The following is a 17291-nucleotide window of genomic DNA, read 5'->3' on the forward strand; positions in this document are numbered from 1 at the left end:
GACTTCAGGTTGCCGGGCGGCGCGACCGTGGTCGATTACGTCGGAGGTAAGGGCGTGAGGGAGGGTTCAGAAGGCGGCGGAGAGCAGCACAGCCAGTGCAGCGGCGGGGTAGGCCGCCGTGAGCAGCGCCACGGGCAGGCCGACGAGGACGTGGACGAGGAGCATGAGCACCCGGGCGACGGGACCGTACCGACCGCCCACCCGCTCCTCGTTCTCGGGGTCGTACGCCACCTGGATCCGCTTCGGGTCCTCGGCGATCCGCCTGCCTTCGCCCCGGTACTCGCGACGCCGCCCGCCGCGGTCGGTGAAGACGTAGACCTCGGTGCAGGTCGGGTCGCCGTCCGAGTCATGGCCGTGGTCGGTGCGGTCGTACGTGGGATGGCCAATCCCTGCCCGAGTACGAACAGCCCGGCCCACGCGAGCAACGGCAGGCGGGCGCGACGTATCCTCTCCGGTGGGTCCGGCCTCCGGTCCTGGGGAGGCACAGGTCAGGTGCGGCGGGGGCCGGTGATGGACTCGCCGACGGTGAAGCCCTTGGCGGGGCCCTCGGGGATGACGACGTCGGTGCCGTACGGAGCGCGGTGGACCACGGCCCAGTCCGCCGTCCCGGGGCGAGGCGCGGTCAGAACGGTGACGGTGCCACCATCGTCATAGTCGTCGACGAGGACATACACCGCGATGCCCGCCCGCGCGTACTCACGACGTTTGCGGAGCCGGTCCCGGTCCTGATTGTGCTTGCCCGGTGAGACGACTTCCACGACCAGTGCGACAGCTTTGGCATCGACACCGAGGCCGTATTCGTCCGCGTACGACTCCAGGTCCTCCGGCCCGACCACAACGTCGGGAATCCATGTCTTGAGCCGGTGGATCACATTGATGTCCTGGTGCGCGGCGTGATCGCCGTCGGCCAGGTGCCTGTCCAGTGCCCTGCGCACTCGGTTGGCGACCTGGGCGTGGGACACACCTCCTGTGGGCGACACGTCGATTGCTCCCTCGATGATTTCGGCGTGATAGCCCTCGGGGAGTTCCATGGCCTTCCATGCCTGCCACAGGGTCTTGTCCAGCTCCGACATCTGGGTGTCGTGCGCCGGGTACTCGATCCCGGTGTCCGGCATGGTCTCCGGCCTCTCGTGTGCAAGAGCGGTCATCGTGGCGTGTCTCCTTTCCAGTGTGGGCTGGGCTCACGGGCGGCACAAGCAGTGCGGTCAGCGTGGCGTGGGGCGACAGCCGGGGCAGTGGTGTGGATCCGGGCCTCGGTAGGCGTGGTCGCAGGTGTCGCAGTTGCGGAGCGGGTGGCGGGTCGGCGGTGGAATCGTGATCCGGTGGTACGCGGGGGGCCTGGGTGGGAGGTGCGCCGTCAGGCGGTGGGCCAGGAGCGCTGCCGGGCTGCGGATCGGGCGGTCTTCCGGCAGCGCCCGGGTCAGGGCGTGGCGTACGGCGCCGGGCTCCAGGTCGCGTTCCAGCCAGGCGACGACGCCGGGGGCGAGGCGGTCCGTGTCGACGGTGGAGAGGGCGAGGCGGGGGTCCGTCCGGTGCAGGTCGGCGAGGAGGTCGGTGGCGGTCTGGAGGATGCCGGGTACGAGGGCCAGCTCGGGGTGCGGGACGGCGAGGGGCCGGGGCTTCTTCGGTTTTGGCTTCGGTGGTCGCGGTTCCGCGGCGCTTGGCGTGCTGCCCGGCTGGTTGCAGGAGACCGTGCGGGTGCGGACCCGGCCGTCGGGGGCGCGGCGGCGTTCGCGCCGCAGGTAACCGTGTTTTTCCAGCTCACGCAGTGCGGCTGCGATCCGGGTCGTGCCCTCGGGGAAGCGGGCGGCGAGCGTCCTGACGTCGGCGCGGGACCCTGCCGGGAGGGACTGGATGTAGACGGCGAGCCCGATCGCCAGGCCGGAGAGGCTGTGGTGCTGGGCGAGGTGGTTGCCGATCACCGTGAAACGGGTGTGGTGACGGGTGTTCTCATGAACGATGCCGTAGCCCTGCCGGGGGTCTTCGGGTGAAGTCCGGGCCGGGGTGTTCGACCGCGCGTTAGTCTGCTGCGTATCCATAGGGAAGGGTTGAGCTTCCTGTGTGGTGAGGCCCTCGCAAATGGGATGCCAGTCCCGGCGGGGGCCGTCACATGTCTTGGGTTGTCTGCGATTGCTCGCTGTGCGTGAGCGTAGGGGGCGCAAAGGGCGCGCCCGCAAGCCGAGTTGGCGACCTTCACCCGTCCGTGTCGCGACGGAGGGAGGGGTGGGGCTTGGCCTGGGTCCTTTCCCCCTCAGTCGTTCCTTTGGGGTTGTCGCCCCCGTCACTGGCGTACGGGTTTCCGGGCGCCGGTGCTACGAGGTCGAGCTCGGCCCAGACGGTTTTGCGGGGCGCTTCGGCGGGGGTTCCGGTGACGCCCCAGCGGTTCGCCAGCGCGGCTACGAGCGTCAGGCCCCGGCCGGTTTCAGCGGTGAGCGCGGCGTGCTGCGGCTCCGGCGTCCGGTCTCCCCGGGCGTCGGCTACCTCGATACGCAGGGTGCGTTCGGCCACGTAGACGGTGAGGCGGAAGTCGCGGCCGGGGAGTCGGCCGTGGGTCGCCGCGTTTGTTGCTAGTTCCGCGATGACGAGGGCGGCGGTGTCCAGGTCCAGGGGGAGTTCCCAGGTGCGGAGTTGTTCCACGGCGAGGAGGCGTGCGAGGCGGGCTCCGCGTGGCGTGGGGGACAGCTGGATGTGGAAGTGGCGCCGGGTGCGGGGAAGTTCGGTGATTTCTGGGTTCACGTCACTCAGCGTGGCCGCGCGCCCGTACGCTCACCTGTGACATGCCGGTCACGTATAGCTACTGTCCAGCGTTTGTCCAGGGCTGTACATGGAGTACGCGGCCGGGCGTTGACGACCGGGTGGGAGGTTCGCGGATGAGTGATGCGACGGAGGGTGACGGCTGGGAGGTCGAGCCGGGGGATGAGGAGGGCGCGGCCGTCATGGCGCTGATCGGGCGGCAGTTGCGGGCGTGGCGGGAAGCCGCCGACCTCAAGGCGTCCGAACTCGGAGCGGCGATGGGGTACGGGGAGGGCATCGTCTACAAGGTCGAGGCCGGGACCCGGATTCCCCGCGCCGAGTACCTCGACAAGGCGGACGACGTCCTTGAAGCGGGCGGTCACATCAGAGGGATGGCAGAGGACGCGGCGAAGCTTCGGTACCCGAAGAAGGTGCGGGACATCGCCGATGTTGAGGCCAAGTCCGTCGAGCTGACGGCGTACTCGGACCACTATCCGCACGGGCTGCTGCAAACAAGGGAGTACGCGCAAGCACTCATCTCCCTGTGGCGCCCGATTCTCCCCCAGGAACGCGTCGAGCGCGGAGTGGCGGCACGAATGGCACGCCAGAACATCTTCGAGCGCGACCCGGCGCCGAACCTCAGCTTCATTCAGGAAGAGGTGACGCTACGACGGCCGATCGGAGGGAAGATGGTGCTACGGGGGCAACTCGAACGCATGCTGCAGCTGGGCGAGTTGCCGCACGTGGAGATCCAGGTGATGCCCACGAACAGCACGGACCATGCTGGTATGGACGGGGAGATGGAGGTGCTGAAGTTCAAGGACGGGTCAGCGCTCGGGCGCGGAGTACGGCTCTTCGGCGGTCGTCCGGTCTCCGACCCGAAACAACTACGCATCATCGAACTGCGGTGTGGCATCATCCGGGCCCAGGCTCTCCCACCAGGAGAGTCACGGGCCTTCATCGAGCAGTTGCTGGGAGAACTATGAACCGCAAGACCCTCGCCGGGGGCGTGTGTGAGCTGTCCTGGTTCAAAAGCAGCTACAGCAGCGGCGGCAGCGACCCCGACTGCGTGGAGGTCGCACACGCCCCAGGCGCCACCCACGTCCGGGACTCCAAGAACGCACCGGGGCCCCACCTCACCGTAGGAACATCAGCCTGGGCCCGCTTCCTGGAACAGCTGTGACCACGACGGAACCGCGCGGCTGGCGCAAGAGCAGCTACAGCAGCGGCGGCAGCGAGCCCGACTGCGTCGAGGTCGCCCACACCCCCGGCGCCACCCACATCCGGGACTCCAAGAATCCGGGCCGCGCCCACCTCACCGTCACCCCCAGGGCCTGGGCCGCGTTCATCGGCGAAGCCACCCGCTGAGGGGGTCAGCCCTCGAACTCCGTCAGGTCGATCGCGTACAGGCGGAAGCCATCCGCCTCGCCGGTCTGGGACAGGCCCAGCTTCGACAGGACCTTCTCCGAGGACGTGTCACCCTCCCCCACGGCCGCGACCACGCGGTCAATGCCCCTGTCCTGGAGGGCGAACTCCAAGCTCGCCTGCGCCGCCTCCGAGGCATACCCCTGTCCCCAGAACTGACGGCCGAGCCGCCACTGGATGCCGATGTGGCCCGCGATCTGCGGCGGGGCGACGGGCACGTACAGGCCGACCGCGCCGGCCAGCTCGCCGGAGCCGAGGAGTTCGACGGCGAAGACGCCGAAGCCCTCGTCGTCCCACTCGTCCTCCCAGCGCTCGATGTCGTCGGCGGTCTCGTCGAGGGAGCGTGGCGCGCCGTCGCCGATGTGGCTCATGACGGCGGGGTCCGACTGGATCTCGGAGAGGGGCGCCAGGTCGTCATCGGGCGACCAGCGGCGCAGAAGGAGACGGGGGGTGCGGATCTCGGTCATGGGCCCATCCTGCGCCATGACCGGGCGGGTCGCGTCACCGGCCGGACCACGACCCGGTCGATACAACCGCGGCGGCACCCCACTCGTCCTACAGGGCATGACCTTACGAAGATCCGCCGGTACCGCCGCCGTGGTCGCCCTCGGCGCTGCCCTCCTCCTCGGCCCCGCCACCACGGCGGCGTCCGCGTCCCCGTACCTCCAGAGCGGCGGCGGGGCGCAGTCCGCAGCGCAGGACGACGACCCCGCGCCCGCCGCGCCGAGCGGCCTCCAGATGTCGTACGACCCGGGCAGCGAGACCGCGACGGCCGGCTGGGATGCGAACACCGAACCGGACCTCGTCGGCTACCGGCTCTACCGGCGTCTGCTCGAGGGCGACATGGACTGGACCCTCGTCAGCGGCGCCACGCCCCTGACGGCGACGTCCACGACCGATCACCTGCCGCCCACCGGCGACCTGTACAGCTACACGGTGCGGGCGGTCGACCAGGCGGGGAACGAGTCGGAGAACAGCTTCGAATGGTGGCTGGAGACGCCGGACGTCTCTCCGCCCAGCGTCCCGACGGACCTCACCGCGCAGGGCACGACGGCGGGCAACACCGTGCGCTGGCACGCCTCCTCGGACCACGTGGACCACTACGAGGTGTGGGCGGCGCCCGCGGGCGCGCAGGACCCGGACGGGCCGGAGATCGTGTACGGCTCCGGCTACACCGACCCGAACGCCCCGCTGAACGCGGCCGTCACCTACACCGTCGAGGCGGTCGACGCGTCGGGGCAGCGCTCCGGCGTCTCCGAACCGGTGACCGCCACGCGGCCCGCGCCGGGCACCGCGCCGAAGCCCGTCGGGGTGATGGGGTGGACGGCCGGAGACAGGGTCGTCATCTCGTGGGACGCGCACTCCGGTGACATGGGCCAGTCCTACCGTGTCTACGCGCACCAGTACCCCGACCCGGCCGCGTGGTCTCTCGCCGTCACCGCCTACCCCCGCAACGGGATAGTGGGATTCCCTTCGGGCGGCGGCGCTTTCTACGTGGTGAGCGTCGACGACGAGGGCCGGGAGTCGTCCCCCGTCCGCGTCTACGCCTACTGAGCCTGCCCGCTCCGTACCGAACAACCCGGCCGACGGCCCACGCACTGCGGCCCGGCGCAAACCGCTCGCGCGCCGGGCCGCCCCTCGCTCTCCCACCGCCGAGTGCCCCCACGGGCCCACCCCATGCCTGCGATGGGCGACCCATAAGAAAGACGCAAACGTGAAGGGGCCCGGAGTCGGTTGATCGACTCCGGGCCCCTTTCCCTGTTCCGAGCGGCGCGCTACTGCTCCTGCTACCGTTTCGGCCGCCACACCACCAGCGCGCTGGTCTGCTGGACCTCCTGGTACGGGACCAGGTCGCGGCGGTACGAGGCGTGGACCGCCGCCTCGCGCTGCTGCATGGCGGCCGCGGCGCCGTCCACCGCGGCGGAGAGTTCCGCCACCCGGGACTGGAGCGCGGCGACCTGGTTCTCCAGCTCGATGATGCGCTTGATGCCGGCGAGGTTGATGCCCTCGTCCTGCGACAACTGCTGGACGGTGCGCAGCAGTTCGATGTCACGGGCCGAGTAGCGGCGGCCGCGCCCGGCCGTGCGGCCGGGGGAGACCAGGCCGAGACGGTCGTACTGGCGCAGCGTCTGCGGGTGGAGGCCGGAAAGCTGGGCCGCCACCGAGATGACGTACACCGGTGTTTCTTCGGTGAGTTCGTACGGGTTGCTGCGACGCCGGCCGTCCATCTCGCTCAAGCTCCCTTCGCGGCCTGGAACAGTTCTGCCCGCACATCGGTGTCCTCAGTCGCCTTGCGGAACGACTCGAGGGCCGAGCGGGCCTCGTCGGAAAGGTCCTGCTCCGTGGGGACGGCCACCTCGACCGTCACCAGGAGGTCCCCGCGCGTGCCGTCCTTGCGGACGGCGCCCTTGCCGCGGGCCCGCATCGTCCGCCCGTTCGGCGTGCCCGCGGGCAGCTTCAGGGTGACGGCGGGGCCGCCGAGGGTCGGCACCTTGACCTCGCCGCCGAGCGTCGCCTCGGTGAACGTGACGGGCACGGTCACCGTGAGGTTGTCGCCCTTGCGGCCGAAGACCGGGTGCGTGTCGACGTGGACCACTACGTACAAGTCGCCCGCGGGGCCGCCCCGTTCACCGGGGGCGCCCTTGCCGCGGAGGCGGATGCGCTGGCCGTCCGAGACCCCGGCGGGGATACGGACCTGCATGGTGCGGGAGGACTTGGCCCGGCCGGAGCCCTTGCAGACGTCGCAGGGGGTCTCGGCGATCAGGCCGCGGCCCTTGCAGTCCACGCACGGGTCGGTGAGGGAGAAGCCGCCACCGCCGCCCCGCGAGACCTGTCCGGTGCCGACGCAGGTCGGGCACACGCGCGGTGTGCCGTTCTTGTCGCCGGTGCCGGAGCACGCCTTGCAGGGGGACTGGGACGACATGCGCAGCGGAACCGTCGCGCCGTCGACCGCCTCGGTGAAGCTCAGCGACACCTCGGACTCGATGTCCTGGCCCCGGCGCGGCTGGGTGCGGGTGCCCGCACCGCCGCCGCCCCGGTTGAAGAGGCCGCCGAAGACGTCGCCGATGCCGCCGCCGAATCCGCCGGAACCGCCCTGGCCCTGGCCCTGGGCGCCGCCGCCGAAGAGGTCGCCCAGGTCGAAGTTGAACGATCCGCCACCGCCGGCGCCGGGTCCCGGACGGAACCCGCCGTTGCCGAACAGCGTGCGTGCCTCGTCGTACTCCTTGCGCTTCTTGGGGTCCCCGAGGACGTCGTTCGCCTCGGAGATCTCCTTGAAGCGCTCCTCCGCCTTCTCGTTGCCCTTGTTGGCGTCGGGGTGGTTCTCCCGGGCGAGCTTGCGGTACGCCTTCTTGATCTCGGCGTCGGTGGCGTCCTTGGGGACGCCGAGGACCTTGTAGTAGTCCTTCTCGATGAAGTCCTTGGTACTCATCGGCCTCGACGTCCCTCCTCACTCACGTCAGTACGTACTGCCCTTGCTTCGCGGATCACGTCAGCCCTCGTCCGGGCCACCGCTCTCCTTCTCGGCGTCCGCCTCGGGGGCGTCGGCCGTCTCGGACGTGCCCGCCTGCGCGCCCGGCTGCGGTTCGGCGACGGCCACCCGCGCGGGGCGGATGGTGCGCTCGCCGATCTTGTAACCGGGCTGCAGGATCGCCACACAGGTCGTCTCGGTGACGTCCGGCGCGTACGAGTGCATCAGGGCCTCGTGGACCGTCGGGTCGAAGGGCTCGCCCTCCTTGCCGAACTGCTGGAGGCCCAGCTTGGCCGCGACCGTCTCGAGCGACTCGGCGACGGACTTGAAGCCGCCGACGAGTTCGCCGTGCTCACGGGCGCGGCCGACGTCGTCGAGGATCGGGAGCAGCTCGGTCAGGAGGTTCGCGACGGCGATCTCCTTGACCGTGACGCGGTCCCGCTCCACACGGCGCCGGTAGTTCTGGTACTCGGCCTGCAGGCGCTGGAGGTCCGCGGTGCGCTCGCTGAGCGCGGAGCGGGCCTGGTCCAGCTGGGCCGTGACGGCCACGTCCTGCGCGGATGATGCCTTGCTCGCGTCCCCTGCCGGGGCCGCCGGGCCCTCCTGCGCGGAGGGCTCGGCGGACTTCGGCGCGGCGTCGTCGGTGGCGCCGGAGGGGACGTCAGGCTGCTCGGCGTTCTCGCCGGTGCCCGGGGTCTCCTCCGTCATCAGGCGGCGCCACCCTTCTGGTCCTTCTCGTCGTCGACGATCTCGGCGTCGACGACGTCGTCGTCCTTGGACATGTTCGGGCCGGCCTCGCCGCCGGGGGCCGCGCCCTCGGCGCCCTGCGCGGCCTGCGCGTCGGCGTACATGGCCTGGCCGAGCTTCTGCGAGACGGCGGCGACCTTCTCGGTGGCCGTGCGGATCTCGGCCGTGTCCTCGCCCTTGAGCTTCTCCTTCAGCTCGGCGACGGCTTCCTCGACCTCGGTCTTCACGTCACCGGGGACCTTGTCCGCGTTGTCCGTGAGGAACTTCTCCGTCTGGTAGACGAGCTGCTCGCCCTGGTTGCGCGACTCGGCGGCCTCGCGGCGGGCGTGGTCCTCCTCCGCGTACTTCTCGGCCTCTTCGCGCATCCGGTTGACCTCGTCCTTCGGCAGCGAGGAGCCACCGGTGACGGTCATCTTCTGCTCCTTGCCCGTGCCGAGGTCCTTCGCGGTCACGTGCATGATGCCGTTCGCGTCGATGTCGAAGGCGACCTCGATCTGCGGGACACCGCGCGGGGCCGGCGGCAGACCGGTCAGCTCGAACATCCCGAGCTTCTTGTTGTACGCCGCGATCTCGCGCTCGCCCTGGTAGACCTGGATCTGCACCGACGGCTGGTTGTCCTCGGCCGTCGTGAAGATCTCGGACCGCTTGGTCGGGATCGTGGTGTTGCGCTCGATGAGCTTGGTCATGATGCCGCCCTTGGTCTCGATACCAAGCGACAGCGGGGTGACGTCGAGGAGCAGGACGTCCTTGACCTCGCCCTTGAGGACACCGGCCTGCAGGGCGGCGCCGATGGCGACGACCTCGTCCGGGTTCACGCCCTTGTTGGCCTCGTTGCCGGCGGTCAGTTCCTTGACCAGCTCGGCGACGGCGGGCATACGGGTCGAGCCACCGACGAGAACGACGTGGTCGATCTCGGAGAGGTTGATGCCCGCGTCCTTGATGACGTTGTGGAACGGCGTCTTGCAGCGCTCCAGGAGGTCGGACGTGAGCTGCTGGAACTGGGCGCGCGTGAGCTTCTCGTCCAGGTGCAGCGGGCCCTCGGCGGAGGCCGTGATGTAGGGCAGGTTGATCGTGGTCTCGGTCGAGGACGAGAGCTCGATCTTCGCCTTCTCGGCGGCCTCGCGCAGACGCTGGAGCGCCATCTTGTCCTTGGCGAGGTCCACGCCGTGGCCGTTGTTGAACTGCTTGACCAGGTAGTCGACGACGCGCTGGTCCCAGTCGTCACCACCGAGGTGGTTGTCACCGTTGGTGGCCTTCACCTCGACGACGCCGTCGCCGATCTCCAGGAGCGACACGTCGAAGGTGCCGCCACCGAGGTCGAAGACGAGGATCGTCTGGTCGTCCTTGTCGAGGCCGTACGCGAGGGCGGCGGCCGTCGGCTCGTTGACGATGCGCAGCACGTTCAGGCCCGCGATCTCGCCGGCCTCCTTCGTGGCCTGGCGCTCCGAGTCGTTGAAGTACGCCGGGACGGTGATGACCGCGTCGGTCACCTTCTCGCCCAGGTAGGACTCCGCGTCACGCTTCAGCTTCTGCAGGATGAAGGCGCTCATCTGCTGCGGGTTGAAGTCCTTGCCGTCCAGGTTGATCTTCCAGTCAGTGCCCATGTGGCGCTTGACCGAACGGACCGTCCTGTCGACGTTCGTGACCGCCTGGCGCTTGGCGACCTCGCCGACGAGCACCTCACCGTTCTTGGCGAAGGCGACGACGGACGGCGTGGTCCTGGCGCCCTCGGCGTTGGTGATGACGGTGGGCTCGCCGCCTTCGAGAACGCTGACGACGGAGTTAGTCGTGCCCAGGTCGATGCCGACCGCACGTGCCATTTCGATTCCTCCAGCTGATACTTGAGTGGAACTGACTCAAGACTGCAACACCACCCCCCTCCCCGTCAACAGACTTGAGTCGCGACCACTCAACTTTTATCCTGCGCTTATGGGCAGGGTGTCGGGAATCCTTCGCTGACCAGCGCTTTTACGAAGCGACCGACCCGGCGAAGGAGGGCTCCGGGTGCCCAGCCCGAGCCCTGCGACACCTAACGCGTCGGCGGCATCGACAAGGCCCCGGCCCGTTCGCCGGCTACGGGGCGGGCGGCGCCGGAGCGCTCGGCCCCGCGTAGAGCCGCTCCACCCGTTCGGCCCAGGCCGCTTCCCCGTACCGCTTCGCGTGCACGCCGCGGCAGTGCTCGCGCAGGGCCGGGAAGATCCGGTCGGCCGCGTCCAGGGCGGCGGGGAGCGGGGCGTCCCAGCCGGTCACCGTGCCCGTGCCGTCGGCGCGGACGACGCGGGGCGCCGCCGACCCCTCGAACGCGAGGACGGGCAACCCGGCCGCCAGCGCCTCCGGGTACACCGGATGAACCGTGCCCGCACGCCACTGACCAGGAAGGACGAGGCCGCGGTGGTCCGGCAGCGCACGCCGCAGCGCGGGGCGGCCGGTCTCGCCGAGGAACCGTACGGAGGCGGGCGCGGCAGCCCGGCACGCCTGTTCCAGGGGGCCCGCGCCCAGGATGTCGAGGCGCCGCCCGGCGGGCCAGCGGCGTACCAGGTCGAGGACGTTCTCCTCGGCGGTGAGCCGCCCGGCGCAGACCCAGACGTCGCCGCCCGGGGAACGCTCGGCGACCGGCACGGGGTGCGGCAGCACGGTGATCCGCTCCGGGGGCAGCCCCGCCCGCTCGTACGCCTCCCGGCCGAGCTCCGACGGAACGATCACCCGGTCGGCACGGCGCAGCAGCGGATCGGTGCGGGCGCCGTCCCGCGTGCCCCGCGTGCCCCGCGTGGCCCATGTGCTCCGGGTGCTCCGGGTGCCCTCCGCGCTCCGGGCTTTGCGGGCTCCGAGGGCTCCCCGGGCGAACGGCAGCCACCGGGCGCGCGGAACACCGGGCTCGGGCAGGCTCGCCACCAGCGGCCCCGTCCACTCGGCGACCCAGGCGCGCCCGAACCCGGGGGACAGCTGATGGACGTGGACCACGTCGGGCCCGAAGGCGCGCAGCGCGGAAAGGGGGTCCCGGCCGAGCCCGGCGGCGACGAGCCGCACCTGGTGCCCGGCGCCGCCCAGCGCGACGGCCTGGTCGAGGACGGCCTCGTCCGCCGCGCCGAAGGCGTATCCGAAGGTGTGGACCAGCGCGACCTTCACGCGAACACCGCCGGTGGCCGCCCGGCGGGCCCTCCCCCGGCCACACCCCCGGTCCGTACGAGCGCCAGGTCCGCGCCGAACTCCCCGGCCCCCTCCAGCACCTGGCCCAGCTCGGGCCGCGCCTCGACCTGGAGCAGCACCCGCTCGCCCGGCGCCACGACCTCCTCCCACACCCCGTCGAGCCGGCGCATCCACGTACCGTCGCGGTGGCCGAGGGCGTAGGGCAGCACGCGCCAGTCGAGGTCGCGGGCGGCGGCCTTGCGTACGGGGGCCCGCTCCCCGCCGAACGGTTCGAAGGAGACGATGCGGCCTCGGTAGCCGCGGCGCCGCAGCGCCCGGCCGAACGCCCCGTCCTGCCCGCCCGCGTCGAGCACCAGGTCGATCTCGCAGTGGGCGAGGTGCCGCACCAGCTCTCGCATCCGGCCGAAGCGCGCCATGACGTCTGCTCCCTTGCGTTGCGGCGTTGCGTTGCGGCGTGTGAAGCCCCACACAAGCTAGCCGTTATGTCCGCATTTGCAGCGAATAACACGATCTACCATCAAGGGAGCGTGGCGAGGTGCCCATGGCGCGGACGCGGCAAGGGCCCCCTCAGCGACGCAGATCACGACCCGGCCGACTACATTGCGATCGCGTAAGTGGGTAGTCTCAGACGGACTGCATAAGTTACCGCTTAGTAATCACCAGTACCGTCCGAGTACGACAAAGAAGAGACCACCTCGCAGGCCCGAGGAGCCCCCAAATGCAACTCGCCGCGATCATCGTGTCGCTGGTTCTGATCGTGGTCGGCGTGGCCCTGTTCGCCCGCGCCCTCCTGCAGATCTACAACTTCATGCGGCTCGGCCAGAACGTGCCCAAGGGCACCCGCACCGACGAGCCCGCCCAGCGCACCCTCACCGTGGCCCGGGAGTTCCTCGGCCACACCCGGATGAACCGCTGGGGCGTCGTCGGTGTCGCGCACTGGTTCGTGGCGGTGGGCTTCTTCTCGCTGCTGCTGACGATCGTCAACGCCATCGGCCAGCTCTTCCAGGCCGACTGGCTGCTCCCGGTCATCGGCGAGTGGGCGCCCTACAACGTCTTCGTCGAGTTCATCGGCACGATGACGGTCCTCGGCATCCTCGTCCTCATCGTGATCCGCCAGCTGAGCCGCCCCGACAAACCGGGCCGCAAGTCCCGCTTCGCCGGGTCCAACTTCGGCCAGGCGTACTTCGTCGAGGCCGTCATCCTCATCGTCGGCGTCTGCATCTTCATGCTGCACGCCCTCGAAGGCGCCCAGCACCACGTCGACTCCTACGAGTCCTCGTTCTTCATCTCCTACCCCGTCGTGAACTGGCTGGAGGGGATGGACGTCTCCACCCTCCAGAACCTCACGTACTTCTTCGCGGGCCTGAAGATCGCGACCTCGTTCATCTGGATGATCACGGTCGCCCTGAAGACCGACATGGGCGTCGCCTGGCACCGCTTCCTCGCCTTCCCGAACATCTGGTTCAAGCGCGACGCCAAGGGCGAGACCTCGCTCGGCGCGCTACTGCCGATGACCTCGCAGGGCGAGCCGATCGACTTCGAGGACCCGGGCGAGGACGACGTCTACGGCGTCTCCCAGATCGAGCACTTCTCCTGGAAGGGCCTGCTCGACTTCTCCACCTGCACCGAGTGCGGCCGCTGCCAGTCGCAGTGCCCCGCCTGGAACACCGGCAAGCCGCTCTCCCCGAAGCTCCTCATCATGTCGCTGCGCGACCACGCGCACGCCAAGGCGCCGTACCTGCTCGCCGGTGGCGGCAAGTCGATGGAGGGCGAGGAGAAGGCGACCGAGGAGCAGCTCAAGGACGTTCCCGCCGCCGCACTCGCGGAGGCCGAGCGCCCGCTGATCGGCACCCTCGAAGAGAACGGCGTCATCGACCCGGACGTCCTGTGGTCCTGCACCACCTGCGGCGCCTGCGTCGAGCAGTGCCCGGTCGACATCGAGCACGTCGACCACATCGTCGACATGCGCCGCTACCAGGTGATGATCGAGTCCGCGTTCCCGTCCGAGGCGGGCACGATGCTCAAGAACCTGGAGAAGAAGGGCAACCCCTGGGGCCTCGCCAAGAAGCAGCGCCTGGAGTGGCTCAAGGAGCTCGACTTCGAGGTCCCGGTCGTCGGCAAGGACATCGAGGACCTCACCGAGGTCGAGTACCTGTACTGGGTCGGCTGCGCGGGCGCGCTCGAGGACCGCGCCAAGAAGACCACCAAGGCCTTCGCCGAGCTGCTCCACATCGCGGGCGTGAAGTTCGCGATCATGGGCGGCGACGAGAAGTGCACCGGTGACTCCGCCCGCCGCCTCGGCAACGAGCCGCTGTTCCAGCAGCTCGGCCAGGAGAACGTCATGGCACTCAACATGGCGTTCGGCGAGGAGCTCGACGACGACGGCAAGGTGACCGCCGAGTCGAAGAAGCCCAAGTCGGCGAAGAAGATCGTCGCCACCTGCCCGCACTGCCTCAACACCATCGGCAACGAGTACCCGCAGCTCGGCGGCGACTACGAGGTCATCCACCACACGCAGCTGCTCCAGCACCTGGTGGACGAGGGCAAGCTCGTCCCGGTGACGCCCGTCGAGGGCATCATCACCTACCACGACCCGTGCTACCTGGGCCGCCACAACAAGATCTACTCGCCGCCGCGCGAGATCATCGGCAAGGTCCCGGGTCTGCGCAACGAGGAGATGCACCGCCACAAGGAGCGCGGCTTCTGCTGTGGCGCGGGCGGCGCGCGGATGTGGATGGAGGAGCGGATCGGCAAGCGCATCAACAACGAGCGCGTCGACGAGGCCCTCTCGCTGAACCCGGACATCGTCTCCACGGCCTGCCCGTTCTGCCTCGTCATGCTGACCGACTCGGTCAACGGCAAGAAGAACGACGGCAAGGCGAAGGAGTCCGTCCAGGTCGTCGACGTGGCGCAGTTGCTGCTCGACTCCGTCAGGACGCCGGTCGACCCGGCGGGCGAGGCGGAGAGCGAGGACGCGCCGGAGCCGGAGCCGGTGAAGTAGCGCTCGCCTAGTAGTAGTTGAAGGGCACCCCGTCGTGATGACGGGGTGCCCTTCTCCTTGTCGCCTGCCCGCGGTCGCCTGTCCGCGGTCGCCTGCCCGCGGTCGCCTGCCCGCGGTCGTCTGCCCGCGGTCGTCTGCCCGCGTTACTTGTACGTCCGCGTACAACCCTTGTAGCTCGCAACGAGTCTCCTGTGCGCCGGACGGCGGACGACCCCGGGGACAACTCCCGGCAAACGCCCACCGAACGGCACCTCACCGACGCCGGATGCCCGCCAGGCATCCCCTCAACGCCGCAGGAGTCAGCCACACCATGGACCGACCCAGACGCACCGCCTCCCTCCGCCTCCTCACGGCGACAGCCGCGGCGCTCACCCTCACCGGCGGCCTCTTCGTCGCCGCGACGGGCCCCGCCTCGGCCGCGACGCCGGGCGTCGCCGAGTCGGACGCCGACTTTAACGGCGACGGCCTCGCCGACGCCGCCGTCTCGGCCCCGGCCGCCTACGTGAACGGCCGCGGCGGAGCCGGCCAGGTCGTCATCCTGTACGGGGGCGGCCGGCGGGCCCTCATCAGCCAGAACACCGCGGGCGTCCCCGGCGCCGCCGAGGCCGTCGACAACTTCGGCTTCGCCACCGCCTACGGCGACTTCGACGGCGACGGCTTCGACGACCTCGCCGTCGGCACCCCCGGCGAGGACGGCACCGGCGACCCCGACAGCGGCACCGTCGCCATCCTGTGGGGCTCCACCCGCGGCCTGACCAGCGGCACCACCGTCTCCGACCCGCGCCCCGCGAGCCACGACTGGTTCGGCTACGCCCTGGAGGCCGGCGACTTCGACGGCAACGGCAAGGACGACCTGGCCGTCGGCACCCCCAACTCGACCACCGTGGACATCGTCCGGGGCGGCGCCCGCACCACCACCCTCGGCGGCGCCTACACCGTGCGTTTCCCTGGGATAAGCGGCAAGAACGTCCTCAACAACCTGCACTCCGGCGACGTCAACGGCGACGGCAAGGACGACCTCCTCACCAACGGCTACGAGAACACCAGCGACGGCTACAACGCCAACTACTACCTGCCCGGCACCGCGTCCGGCGTCAAGGCGGCCGGAGCGGTCGCACTGCCCGCCGGCATCATCACCGACGTCGGCGACGTCGACAGCGACGGCAAGGGCGACATCGTCTTCGGCCTGGAGTGGGACAACGGCATCCCCCGCGCCCAGCTCGGCGGCGCCGTCCTCATCGCCCACGGCACCGCGAGCGGCCCCGACCTCTCCGGCATCCAGACCATCGACCAGGACACCGCGGGCGTCCCCGGCGCGGGCGAGAAGGGCGACGACTTCGGCGGCGAGCTCGACCTCGGCGACATTGACGGCGACGGCCACCTCGACCTCGTCGTCGGCGCGCGCGGCGAGGACCTCGCGGGCGTCACCAACGCCGGCGCGATCATCGTCCTCTACGGCGCGAAGGACGGCTCCGGGATCACCGGCGAGGGCGCCAAGTTCTACAGCCAGGACACCCCGGGCGTGCCGAACTCCAACGAGAAGGACGACAAGTTCGGCACCGACGTCCACATCGACGACCTCGACGACGACGGCCGCGGCGACGTCCTCGTAGGAGCCAACGGCGAGAACAACCACAACGGCGCGGTCTACTCCCTGCACTCGAACACGGACGACACGCTGTCCGCGTCCGCGGGCATCTACACGTCCACGGTCGGCATCTCCGCCACCGGCGCCTCGCAGTTCGGCGTCAACTTCGCCGACTGACCCCTAGGGGATGTCACAGCTCAGCCCCAATGCCGGGCCCGGCAACCCGGGCCCGGCATCCCGCCCGCCGAAACCAGGTACGTTCGAAGCGTGGCTGGATTCAGGAACGGACGCGGCCGGGACAACCGCGAAGCGCCGCAAGGGCCCCCGCAGCACTACGGCGGGCAGTACGGGAACCAGTACGGGGCCCAGCAGCAATGGCCCCAGGGCGGCAACGGACACGCACCGGAGAACGCGCGCGCCCAGGGTGGCGGACACGGTGAGCCGGAATACTTCGGCGACCCCGGCACGCCCCCGTACCCGCAGGGCGGCCACGACCCCTACGCGGCCAACAACCCGGGCCACACCCAGGCGTTCTCGGTGCACGACGACGATGCCTACACCCAGGGCAACACCTACCAGGCGGGCTCGGCGGCACCCGGCCCCGTGGGCCCGCGCCTGCACTGGAAGCAGCTGCTCAGCGGCGTGATTCTGCGCCCGGCGCCGACCTATCTCCAGATGCGGGACTACGCGATGTGGGCCCCGGCGCTCATCGTCACCTTCCTCTACGGGCTGCTCGCGGTGTTCGGCTTCGACGGCGCCCGCGAGGACGTGATCCACGCCACGCTCGGCTCGGCGATCCCCTACGTCCTGTTCACCGGCGTCGTGATCACGCTCGGCTTCTTCGTGCTCGGCGTGGTCACCCACACCCTGGCCCGCCAGCTCAACGGCGACGGCGCCTGGCAGCCCACCGTCGGCCTCTCCATGCTCATCGCGTCCCTCACGGACGCGCCGCGCCTGATCGTCGCCATGTTCCTCGGCGGCGACGCGCCGTTCGTCCAGATCCTCGGCTGGGCCACCTGGCTCGGCGCGGGCGCCCTGCTCACGACGATGGTCGCCAAGTCGCACGACCTGCCGTGGCCGAAGGCGCTGGCGGCGTCCGCGATCCAGCTGATCGCACTGCTGTCGATCATCAAGCTGGGCACGTTCTGAGGGAGCGGGCACGGATACGGAAAGGGCGGGGC

At 70.2% G+C, this 17291-nt stretch carries 18 protein-coding genes; 7 read left to right on the forward strand and 11 right to left on the reverse strand.

The genetic code is table 11. The features are described from left to right. Window positions 1-66 precede the first annotated feature (66 nt). The 4 genes from C1N81_RS23375 to C1N81_RS23390 form a co-directional block, all read right to left on the reverse strand. Window positions 67-417 (reverse strand): hypothetical protein, encoded by a 351-nt coding sequence (locus tag C1N81_RS23375; RefSeq protein WP_394432132.1) that lies wholly within the window; start codon window positions 415-417, stop codon window positions 67-69. Between the two features lie 71 nt (window positions 418-488). Beyond that, window positions 489-1148 (reverse strand): Uma2 family endonuclease, encoded by a 660-nt coding sequence (locus C1N81_RS23380; RefSeq protein ID WP_394432133.1) that lies wholly within the window; start codon window positions 1146-1148, stop codon window positions 489-491. Between the two features lie 57 nt (window positions 1149-1205). Next, a complete protein-coding gene (locus C1N81_RS23385) occupies window positions 1206-2039 on the reverse strand; it encodes a helix-turn-helix domain-containing protein (RefSeq protein WP_394432135.1) in 834 nt (277 codons plus the stop codon). Between the two features lie 154 nt (window positions 2040-2193). Continuing rightward, complete coding sequence (locus tag C1N81_RS23390) at window positions 2194-2736, reverse strand: ATP-binding protein (RefSeq protein ID WP_394432136.1); 543 nt, start codon at window positions 2734-2736, stop codon at window positions 2194-2196. 134 nt (window positions 2737-2870) lie between these two features. Here C1N81_RS23390 and C1N81_RS23395 point away from each other — a divergent pair, with 134 nt between their 5' ends. Genes C1N81_RS23395 through C1N81_RS23405 form a run of 3 tightly spaced genes read left to right on the forward strand, consistent with a single transcriptional unit; the run spans window position 2871 to window position 4101 of the window. Next, window positions 2871-3719 carry a helix-turn-helix domain-containing protein gene (locus C1N81_RS23395; protein ID WP_394438173.1) on the forward strand — a complete coding sequence of 283 codons (849 nt, stop codon included), beginning with the start codon at window positions 2871-2873 and terminating at the stop codon, window positions 3717-3719. Further along, window positions 3716-3916, forward strand: a complete 201-nt coding sequence (locus tag C1N81_RS23400) for a DUF397 domain-containing protein (protein ID WP_394432138.1) — start codon at window positions 3716-3718, stop codon at window positions 3914-3916. The genes C1N81_RS23395 and C1N81_RS23400 overlap by 4 nt, the downstream gene beginning before the upstream one ends. Next, window positions 3913-4101 (forward strand): DUF397 domain-containing protein, encoded by a 189-nt coding sequence (locus tag C1N81_RS23405; protein ID WP_394432141.1) that lies wholly within the window; start codon window positions 3913-3915, stop codon window positions 4099-4101. The genes C1N81_RS23400 and C1N81_RS23405 overlap by 4 nt, the downstream gene beginning before the upstream one ends. Window positions 4102-4106: 5 nt before the next feature. Here C1N81_RS23405 and C1N81_RS23410 read toward each other — a convergent pair whose 3' ends face one another. Beyond that, window positions 4107-4625, reverse strand: coding sequence for a GNAT family N-acetyltransferase (locus C1N81_RS23410; RefSeq protein WP_394432143.1), 519 nt, complete (start codon window positions 4623-4625; stop codon window positions 4107-4109). Window positions 4626-4722: 97 nt separating this feature from the next. On the opposite strand from C1N81_RS23410, the gene C1N81_RS23415 reads away from it, so the two are divergent. Continuing rightward, window positions 4723-5712 (forward strand): fibronectin type III domain-containing protein, encoded by a 990-nt coding sequence (locus C1N81_RS23415; RefSeq protein ID WP_394432145.1) that lies wholly within the window; start codon window positions 4723-4725, stop codon window positions 5710-5712. 233 nt (window positions 5713-5945) lie between these two features. Here the strand turns inward: C1N81_RS23415 and C1N81_RS23420 are convergent, their stop codons facing one another. The 6 genes from C1N81_RS23420 to C1N81_RS23445 form a co-directional block, all read right to left on the reverse strand. After that, window positions 5946-6386 carry a heat shock protein transcriptional repressor HspR gene (locus tag C1N81_RS23420; RefSeq protein WP_394432148.1) on the reverse strand — a complete coding sequence of 147 codons (441 nt, stop codon included), beginning with the start codon at window positions 6384-6386 and terminating at the stop codon, window positions 5946-5948. Between the two features lie 5 nt (window positions 6387-6391). Continuing rightward, the gene (gene dnaJ, locus C1N81_RS23425) at window positions 6392-7588 is read right to left on the reverse strand and encodes a molecular chaperone DnaJ (RefSeq protein ID WP_394432151.1); all 1197 of its coding nucleotides are present in this window, start codon (window positions 7586-7588) and stop codon (window positions 6392-6394) included. Between the two features lie 60 nt (window positions 7589-7648). Further along, the gene (gene grpE / locus C1N81_RS23430) at window positions 7649-8335 is read right to left on the reverse strand and encodes a nucleotide exchange factor GrpE (RefSeq protein ID WP_394432153.1); all 687 of its coding nucleotides are present in this window, start codon (window positions 8333-8335) and stop codon (window positions 7649-7651) included. Continuing rightward, window positions 8335-10194 (reverse strand): molecular chaperone DnaK, encoded by a 1860-nt coding sequence (dnaK, locus tag C1N81_RS23435; RefSeq protein WP_394432155.1) that lies wholly within the window; start codon window positions 10192-10194, stop codon window positions 8335-8337. The genes grpE and dnaK overlap by 1 nt, the downstream gene beginning before the upstream one ends. 253 nt (window positions 10195-10447) lie before the next feature. After that, the gene (locus C1N81_RS23440) at window positions 10448-11500 is read right to left on the reverse strand and encodes a glycosyltransferase (RefSeq protein WP_394432157.1); all 1053 of its coding nucleotides are present in this window, start codon (window positions 11498-11500) and stop codon (window positions 10448-10450) included. Next, the gene (locus C1N81_RS23445; protein WP_394432159.1) at window positions 11497-11937 is read right to left on the reverse strand and encodes a class I SAM-dependent methyltransferase; all 441 of its coding nucleotides are present in this window, start codon (window positions 11935-11937) and stop codon (window positions 11497-11499) included. Before C1N81_RS23445 ends, C1N81_RS23440 begins: the two co-directional genes overlap by 4 nt. Window positions 11938-12239: 302 nt before the next feature. Between C1N81_RS23445 and C1N81_RS23450 the strand changes: the two genes are divergently transcribed. The 3 genes from C1N81_RS23450 to C1N81_RS23460 all read left to right on the forward strand — a co-directional run bounded on the left by C1N81_RS23450 (window position 12240) and on the right by C1N81_RS23460 (window position 17259). Then, window positions 12240-14522 (forward strand): (Fe-S)-binding protein, encoded by a 2283-nt coding sequence (locus C1N81_RS23450; protein ID WP_394432161.1) that lies wholly within the window; start codon window positions 12240-12242, stop codon window positions 14520-14522. A 310-nt stretch (window positions 14523-14832) separates the two neighbouring features. Beyond that, window positions 14833-16287: an FG-GAP repeat protein gene (locus C1N81_RS23455; protein WP_394432163.1), complete on the forward strand. Its 1455-nt coding sequence runs from the start codon at window positions 14833-14835 to the stop codon at window positions 16285-16287. 90 nt (window positions 16288-16377) lie between these two features. Further along, window positions 16378-17259 carry a Yip1 family protein gene (locus C1N81_RS23460; RefSeq protein WP_394432165.1) on the forward strand — a complete coding sequence of 294 codons (882 nt, stop codon included), beginning with the start codon at window positions 16378-16380 and terminating at the stop codon, window positions 17257-17259. Window positions 17260-17291 lie beyond the last annotated feature (32 nt).

The sequence above is a fragment of the Streptomyces sp. SGAir0957 genome (assembly GCF_043523415.1).